Here is a 7,978-nt window from a genome sequence, read left to right as displayed (position 1 = left end):
AGAAGTGAAACGCCGTAGCGCCGATGGTAGTGTGGGGTCTCCCCATGTGAGAGTAGGGAACTGCCAGGCATCAATTAGAAGAACCCCGTACCGTAAGGTGCGGGGTTTTTTGCTTTGCGCACGAGAAAGTGCCGGGTGGCGGCACAGCCTGACCGTGTCTACAATTGTTAAAACGATTCTTAACAATGGTGCCGCTTTGACACGTCCCTTTGATTACCAACAAGATTTTGCCACCATTAATTTTCGCGAGCATCCCGAACTGTATCAGGTAGGTCGGGGTGAACAGGGCGTATTGATGGTCGAACCTTATAAAAGCGAAATCCTTCCGCACTGGCGCTACAAAAATGCTGAAGTCGCAGCGCGCTCGGCAAAAGCGATATATGCCCTGTTTGAAGAATACCGTCAGCAAAATGATTTTGTGGGTATGGATATGGCGCGTAAATTCATTCAAATGGGCTACACGCGCGCCCGGCGATATGCAAATCATAAAGGCGGTAAAAAGTATGATGAGAAACGCCAGGTCAAGCCCCTCGACCACGATCCTGTAAAAGCTGAAGCCGCTGCGGTATTCAAAACCTGGTGGGATAAGATTCGGGCGGATGAAGATTATTTACAGCGAAAGAAGGCGCACCAGCAGGCGTGGGGCTAATTACTACGTTCGCTAATAATTCGATACCTGATCGACTTCACAAAACGCAATGAAACATATTAGAAACATTTTATTTACCTAACGATTCGTTTTAAATCCGATTTTACTGTTTGTGGGCAATGGCCCGCAATGTGATACAGGGGATTTAAAATGACAGAAACCGTAGCCAGTGCAGATACGGATAATACAAATTTAGCAGACAAGGATACTCGCCGTCGGGTTTGGGCAATCGTTGGGGCCTCATCGGGGAACCTGGTAGAATGGTTTGATTTTTACGTCTATTCATTCTGCTCGCTCTACTTCGCGCATATCTTTTTCCCGTCCGGGAATACCACTACTCAGCTTCTGCAAACCGCTGGCGTTTTTGCTGCCGGGTTCCTGATGCGTCCTATTGGTGGATGGCTGTTCGGCAGGATCGCGGACAGAAAAGGGCGCAAGACCTCCATGCTTATCTCTGTCTGTATGATGTGCGTCGGCTCGCTGGTAATTGCCTGCTTGCCAGGGTATGACGTTATCGGAACATGGGCACCCGCGCTGCTGCTATTGGCCCGTCTGTTCCAGGGGCTTTCAGTCGGTGGAGAATACGGCACCAGTGCGACATACATGAGTGAAGTGGCCGTAGAAGGACGAAAAGGTTTCTATGCGTCCTTCCAGTATGTGACCCTCATTGGCGGGCAGCTGCTGGCGTTACTGGTTGTGGTGATCCTTCAACAGATCCTTAGCGATGAAGATTTACGCGCCTGGGGCTGGCGTATCCCGTTTGCTATGGGGGCTGCCCTGGCGGTCGTGGCGCTATGGTTACGCCGTCAGCTTGATGAAACCTCTCAACAGGAGGTCAGGGCGCTGAAAGAAGCCGGTTCGATGAAAGGCCTCTGGCGAAACCGCAAAGCATTTTTGATGGTATTAGGTTTTACCGCTGCAGGCTCGTTGAGCTTCTATACCTTCACCACCTACATGCAAAAATATCTCGTTAACACAACGGGCATGCATGCCAACGTTGCGAGCGTCATCATGACGGTGGCGTTACTTGTCTTTATGCTGATCCAGCCGATTGTGGGTGCGCTGTCGGACAAAATAGGTCGCCGCACGTCAATGCTCATCTTTGGCGGCTTGCTTACCCTCGGCACCGTTCCGCTTCTTACCGCCCTCCAGCATACCACCTCTCCGTATGTCGCTTTTGCGCTGATTATGGTGGCACTGATTATTATCAGTTTTTACACGGCAATTAGCGGTATTTTGAAAGCAGAGATGTTTCCGGCACAGGTGAGGGCGCTAGGCGTTGGGCTCTCTTACGCAGTCGCTAACGCCCTGTTCGGCGGATCGGCTGAGTACGTCGCGCTTTCGCTTAAGTCATGGGGCAGTGAAACAACCTTCTTCTGGTATGTCACCGTAATGGGGGCGCTGGCATTCATTGTCTCGCTGATGCTGCATCGCAAAGGAAAAGGTATTCGCCTTTAATAATGCGCCATCTGCCAGACGGCGTAGCCGGTTGTTGCACCGGCTACGTCCCAGGCGAAATCTTTCCAGCTCCAGCCGCTTCCCGAGGGTCGGCTGTCCCATATTTCTTTCGATGCCCCCAGGCTTACAGAGAACATCAGGCCAATTGCGGCACTTCGATCCCGGCTATATCCCTGATGCTGCGCATACTCATTGCCCGCTGCGGACAACATTGCAGAGGCCAGAAAGTGTTGAGCTTTATCCTGACCTGACCAGTTATCATTGGCCATATGGCTACAGCCGGTCAGGCAAAGGGGAATTAACAGGAGAGGGATACGCATAACAGGCTCCATAAAAAAGCCCCGTCGTTGACAGGGCCCGTATATTACAGAATGCGGCTGATGAGGCGATCGATACGGATCCGGCGCAGACGGCGTATCAGCTTACGGACCTTAACCGGATAGTCAGCGATGCTTTGCAGATCGCGATAGTGACGAACAACGGTAGTATGGGTGCGTATAAGCTCCAGCTCACGATCGCGTTTCGCGGCCAGCGCATGCTGAGGATCGTGAATAAGAATGGCATTTTCCAGATCCAGACGCCAGGCGCGCGGGTTCAGGTTATTACCGGTCAGCAGCATCCACTCATCATCAACCCACATCCCCTTGAGGTGGTAGCTGTTGTCTTCGTCTTTCCAGAGACGTACAACCAGCTGGTCGGTGTTCACATAGTACTGCAAGCGGCTCAGGAAACGACGCAGGTTGATCTCATAAAGATAGGGTAGTGCGCCGATAATCTTGAAAGGCTGATCTTCCGGAATAAAGAAGTCATTTGCCGTTTTATCCCCGACGATGATTTCTACCTTTTTACCATCACGCAGCAGCTGAATGATATTACGCACCAGAACGGCGGGAAGGTTGAAGTACGGCGTGCAGATAGTGAGCTTGTGCTCCGCGCACGGCATCAAATGGAAGATAGTCTTGTTCAGCAGGCTGGATTTTCCTAACCCTACCAGCGGCGTAACGGACAGCTCTTCGTTGTTGGCATCACCCTGGAAGCGATAAACCGCGTCGCGCAGCTCCTGACGGAAGGAACGAACCTCATTTTTGATTTCCGGGCTTTTAGGGCGATGAGGATCGTCAAGGCGGTTAACACCGCGTCCATGCACCAGGTTTTTATCAACCCAGTTAAACATGATGTCAGCCATCTGCGGATTGCGGATTAGATGGTAGCGATCGTAACGGTATTTATCGAGCTGATGGAGGTAAACATCATTCAGGCTGGCGCCGCTGTAGAGGACGCTGTCATCAATGATAAATCCTTTGAAATGGAGTACGCCAAGCGCTTCACGGGTATTCACCGGCACGCCATACACCGGGATATCAATACCCGGGTTTTCCTGGGCCGTGCGGCAATACCAGTCAGCGTTTGTGTTTGAAGCAGCCGCGCCAATACGGCCACGCTGCGCACGGTGCCAGTCAACCAGCACGCGAACGTCCAGTTCCGGACGCTGACGTTTCGCTTCATAGAGCGCGTTCAGGATCGCGCGCCCACCTTCATCCTGTTCAAGATAGAGCGCCACAATGCAGATGCGTCGCGTCGCGCTGGCAATCTTTTCCAGAAGCGTCTCCCGGAAGCGAGCGGGAGCATAAAAGAACTCTACATCATCAACTGACTGAGAAATCTTCGGTAGTTGAGCAAGGTGTTGTTGATGTTTGTTACGCTTAAATTTTGACAACATCACAGTGCGTTTCTTCTCTGTTCATTGAAGGGTTGTCTGTACCAGGCAAACAACATAAGCGGACAATGATACCCCAGTGCCGTGAAAAGTGGGTAACATTTCCAGCAGCTTAGTTCTGTTTATCCGTGGAATTCAGGCTGAGCGAAAGGGAGACGATGCCTTCATCCAGCTGGATATCAACGTCAAAACCAAGTTTCCGCGCCAGGGTCACCATGCCCCGATTGTTTGGCATAGTAATGCCATTCAGGCGTAACAATCCGTGATCGCGCGTATAGCCAATAAGCTTTTCGAGCAGCCGCCTGCCCAACCCCAGACCTTTAAGATCGGAACGCACCAGCACGGCAAACTCCGCATCCACGTTGTCCGGGTCGGAAATGGCGCGCGTCACGCCAAGTATTTCATCTCTTTGCCCGGAACGGCGCACTGCCACGAACGCCATTTCTCGATCGTAGTCGATCTGGGTCATATTGGCTAAATCATCGTGGGTAAATTCGTTGATTTCGCTGAAATAGCGATAGTACAAATCTTCCTTTGTCACCTGCGAGATAAATTCCCGCAGCAGCGGCTCATCTTCCGGAAGGATAGGGCGAAACAGCGCCTTCTCGCCATTTTTCATCTCCACCCACTCTTCAAGCTGAAGAGGATAAGGGCGGATGGCGAGACGGCTTTCCCGGTCTCCGACGAATGGCGCAATATCCAGCGTCACGTCCAGGGCAGTAAATTCATTCCCGGAGGCGAGGAGCGGGTGAATATCCAGGCGCTGGATCTCGGCGCAGTCGACAATCAGGTTAGAGACCTTCACCAGAAACTGACTTAACCCGGCGATATCAAGCGGCCTCAGGGCGCTTCGTCCGCGGATCTTTTTGCTTTTGATAGCCTGAATAATCAGATAACGCGCCAGGTTCATGTTAAGCGGCGGGAGAGCGACCACCGCCTGCTCTTCTGGACGCCATTCGACACCCCCTTCACCCAGCATAATGAGCGGACCAAAAACCGGATCGTGCTCCACGACTACCCGCAGTTCCTGCGCTCCCGCACGGTTAGCCATGCTCTGCACCAGCAGACCGTGGATCCTGGCCTGGGGCCATGTCATTTTAACGCGATCGATAATGGCGTCCGCAGCCTGCTGAACTTCCGTCGCGGTGCGCAGGTACAGCATCACGCCCTGAACATCAGACTTATGCGGAATATCGGGCGAGCGCAGCTTCAGCGCGACCGGATAGCCAATCTGTTCAGCGATATGCACCGCCTCAGCGCTATCGCTGGCAATCCAGGTTGGCAGGGTTTGCATTCCATAGCTGCCAAGAATGGGCTGCACCTCATGGGTATCAAGAGAAGTTGCGCCTTCTTCGATGGCCTGCTGCAACAGCCTGTGAACGTCCACGGAGTTTGCCGTCAGATTGCCCGGCAGGGCAGGCGTTTCACGCAGCTGCTTCTGGTTGCGCCGGTACTCAACCATATGCATAAACGCCGTAATGGTGCCCTCCGGGGTACGATAGGTTGGCAACCCGGCTTCACTAAACAGACGTCGCGCTTCCTGCGAGGAGAACTCGCCGCACCAGTTGGTCAGTAAGGTGACATATTTGCCGCGTGGATGGTTTCGGACGGCCTCGATCAGCGCACGCGCGCTTTCGCTGCCCGGCGCGACCGCGCTGGGCGAATGGATAATCATGAGTGCATCAAAATCCTGACTATCGAGCAAAATCGATATCGCCTTTATGTAGCGGTCACTGCTGGCATCATCGCGTAAATCGAGCGGGTTACCGGGCGCAACGCTTCCCGGCAGTGCCTCACCCAGACGCTGAAGCGTCTCTTCTCCCAGCGTTGCCAGCTTGCCGTTGCGCAGCCACAGCTCGTCCAGCGCCAGAGCGGCGGGAGCGGCACCGTTGCTGACGATCATCAGCTTCTCGCCGCGCAAGGGGCGCATGTGGCTTAATGTTTCGACGGCGGAAAAAAGCTCGTGCGTATCCTGTACCCGCAGCAGACCGGCGCGCTGGATGGCGGCATCCCAGGCGGGATCCATCCCGGAATGGGAATGCAGCAGGCGCTGGGCCGCAGGACTACGGCCGCTTTTGATGACCAGAATCGGTTTATTACGCGATGCGCTACGAGAGGCCGACACAAAGCGGCGGGCGTCGCTCAGGTGCTCAAGGTAGAGAAGAATAGCGCTGGTTTTGCTGTCGCGCGCCAGGAAATCCAGCAGCTCATCGACGTCAATATCCAGGCTGTCGCCGAGGGCGATGAAGTAGGAAAAGCCCATCTCCCGCTGTTGCGCCCAGTCGAGGATCGTATTGGACACGGCCGCCGACTGCGAAATAAAGGCCAGCTTGCCTTTGCGGATCGGAACCGGGGAAAAACTGGCATTCAGCCCTTGCCAGGGCGCAAGCAGGCCGAGGCTATTCGGGCCCAGGATGCGCATCTGGTAGCGGCTGGCGCAGGCCAGCAGCTCGGGCTGCTGTTCAGGAGGCGATGAGAGAATAATACAGGTCTTGCAGCCTTTCTGGCCGAGCGATTCCAGCAGGTCGAGGTTTCGTCTGGCATGCGTACAGAGCACCGCGAGATCGGGAACAAAAGGTAAACTTTGCACGTCCGGCCACGCCAGCACGCCCTGTACCGCTTTATAGGCAGGGGTGACGGGCATCACCGGGCCGTTAAACCCGCCTGCCAGCAGGTTACGCATCATCAGATAGCCTGCGCGATCCGGCTTCATTGAAGCGCCAATAACGGCAATGGATTTCGGACGTAGTAGCGCTTCTAACCCTCTCTGGCTCATGCAGGCCTCCCGTGAATGCAAGCGACCTGATGATTTTAAACGCTTTCTGGCTCTGTTGCTGTGATACTGCCCTTATGAACGGTTTTTCCCGCAAGATAACGTTCGCGGAAGCAGGAGAAGTGGTTACCCAGCGCGCCTGCTGCCCGGGCGTCACCCGCCAGGTCCAGAAGTGCAATGGCCACTTCGGCGGTACAGTATTGCCCGTCAGCATGGGCTTCACGCAGGCGATAGGCTGAAACGCGCGACAGATCGACGGAAATCACCGGCAGCGCGTCGAGATACGGGCTTTTGCGAAACATCTTTCTCGCTTCCGTCCAGGTGCCGTCAAGCATGATGAACAGCGGCGGCTTACCGGATGGCGGTTCCGAAAGCACCTGGCGATGTTCGCCTGCATACGATGCGGGAAAAACGACCATTGGCTGATAGTCCGGGCTTGCCACCAGGTCGAGCAGCGCCTGAGGTGGCTCGGTGCGTGACCACTGAAACGCGGCGGTGTCTGGCAAAATATCGGCGATCAGGCGGCCCGTATTGCTGGGCTTCATCGGTTCGGTATCGAACATGACCAGACAAAACCGGCTTCTCGCCGTACTCGGTGAAAGCGTTGCGCACAGGCAAACTTTCAGCGGCAACAGGCAGCGCTGGCAGCGGCGAATACGGTTGCCGCGTGCAAGAAAGGGGCGAGTTGCGCGCGCAAGGCGTTCGGCGCGTAGTTGAAGTACAGCGTTATCAGTCATGGGCGAAAGGGCAGGGAAAACCCCATTTTCGCAGAGGAGAGAACGGGGCACAAGATGTGCCCCGTGAATGTTACAGGGATTCGTTTAACCAGCTTTCAAACGGCGCTTTTGGCACGGCACCGTTGAGCATGTCGATCACTTCACCATTTTTGAAAATCATAATGGTGGGGATGCTGCGAATGCGGAAACGGGCGCTCAGTTCGCGCTCTGCTTCGGTATTCACTTTCACAAAACGCATTTTCCCGCTGCGCTCTTCAGCCACGTCCTCAAAGACTGGCGCAAAGTTACGGCAGGGGCCGCACCACGGTGCCCAGAAATCGACCACAACAGGCAGATCGTCCTTGAGGAGTTTGTCCAGCGTAGCACCCGTCGCGTTAATCACCTCGCCGTCAAACAGTTCGTGACCACAACGCCCGCATTTGGCACCGTCATCCATCCGTTCGTCCGGAATGCGGTTTAAAGCCTGACAGTTGGCACATACGGTATTCATAACTAACCTCTGATAGAGCCGTGGAACAACGGCAAAACGCCGATAATGTTTCTGATATGTTACATATTATCAGTGAGCCTGTATGAAACGACAACGCGTTTTATTCGATGGGAACAATAGTCACAGGCTTTTGTACGAAATTATGGCTATGAGC

General features: G+C 54.3%; 7 protein-coding genes. 2 read left to right on the top strand and 5 right to left on the bottom strand.

What is annotated here, in order from left to right:
- The first annotated feature begins 196 nt into the window (after positions 1-196).
- Entirely contained in the window at positions 197-649 is a 453-nt protein-coding gene (locus tag IM304_RS19985) for a DUF4385 domain-containing protein (RefSeq protein WP_193355514.1), read from the top strand.
- A 150-nt stretch (positions 650-799) separates the two neighbouring features.
- Positions 800-2,107 carry an MFS transporter gene (locus tag IM304_RS19980; protein WP_176609716.1) on the top strand — a complete coding sequence of 436 codons (1,308 nt, stop codon included), beginning with the start codon at positions 800-802 and terminating at the stop codon, positions 2,105-2,107.
- Here the strand turns inward: IM304_RS19980 and IM304_RS19975 are convergent.
- The 5 genes from IM304_RS19975 to trxC form a co-directional block, all read right to left on the bottom strand.
- Positions 2,104-2,427 (bottom strand): YfiM family lipoprotein, encoded by a 324-nt coding sequence (locus IM304_RS19975; RefSeq protein ID WP_193355468.1) that lies wholly within the window; start codon positions 2,425-2,427, stop codon positions 2,104-2,106. The two genes, IM304_RS19980 and IM304_RS19975, sit on opposite strands and share 4 nt — an antisense overlap.
- A 44-nt stretch (positions 2,428-2,471) precedes the next feature.
- Positions 2,472-3,827, bottom strand: a complete 1,356-nt coding sequence (gene pssA, locus IM304_RS19970; protein ID WP_148420615.1) for a CDP-diacylglycerol--serine O-phosphatidyltransferase — start codon at positions 3,825-3,827, stop codon at positions 2,472-2,474.
- A gap of 109 nt (positions 3,828-3,936) precedes the next feature.
- A complete protein-coding gene (gene pat, locus IM304_RS19965; protein ID WP_193355469.1) occupies positions 3,937-6,600 on the bottom strand; it encodes a protein lysine acetyltransferase in 2,664 nt (887 codons plus the stop codon).
- Positions 6,601-6,635: 35 nt separating this feature from the next.
- A complete protein-coding gene (tapT, locus tag IM304_RS19960) occupies positions 6,636-7,334 on the bottom strand; it encodes a tRNA-uridine aminocarboxypropyltransferase (protein WP_193355470.1) in 699 nt (232 codons plus the stop codon).
- Positions 7,335-7,404: 70 nt separating this feature from the next.
- The gene (gene trxC / locus IM304_RS19955) at positions 7,405-7,824 is read right to left on the bottom strand and encodes a thioredoxin TrxC (RefSeq protein ID WP_148420618.1); all 420 of its coding nucleotides are present in this window, start codon (positions 7,822-7,824) and stop codon (positions 7,405-7,407) included.
- Between the last annotated feature and the right edge of the window lie 154 nt (positions 7,825-7,978).

This window comes from Enterobacter cloacae complex sp. P40C2, from assembly GCF_014930695.1.
GTDB lineage: Bacteria > Pseudomonadota > Gammaproteobacteria > Enterobacterales > Enterobacteriaceae > Enterobacter > Enterobacter pasteurii.
This window is presented reverse-complemented; position numbering and strand designations above follow the sequence as displayed.

Bases quoted from the DNA above. Each gene is read 5' to 3' on its own strand.
- pssA (WP_148420615.1), bottom strand. From the start codon at position 3,827: ATGTTGTCAAAATTTAAGCGTAACAAACATCAACAACACCTTGCTCAA.
- IM304_RS19980 (WP_176609716.1), top strand. From the start codon at position 800: ATGACAGAAACCGTAGCCAGTGCAGATACGGATAATACAAATTTAGCA.
- pat (WP_193355469.1), bottom strand. From the start codon at position 6,600: ATGAGCCAGAGAGGGTTAGAAGCGCTACTACGTCCGAAATCCATTGCC.
- trxC (WP_148420618.1), bottom strand. From the start codon at position 7,824: ATGAATACCGTATGTGCCAACTGTCAGGCTTTAAACCGCATTCCGGAC.
- IM304_RS19975 (WP_193355468.1), bottom strand. From the start codon at position 2,427: ATGCGTATCCCTCTCCTGTTAATTCCCCTTTGCCTGACCGGCTGTAGC.
- tapT (WP_193355470.1), bottom strand. From the start codon at position 7,334: ATGACTGATAACGCTGTACTTCAACTACGCGCCGAACGCCTTGCGCGC.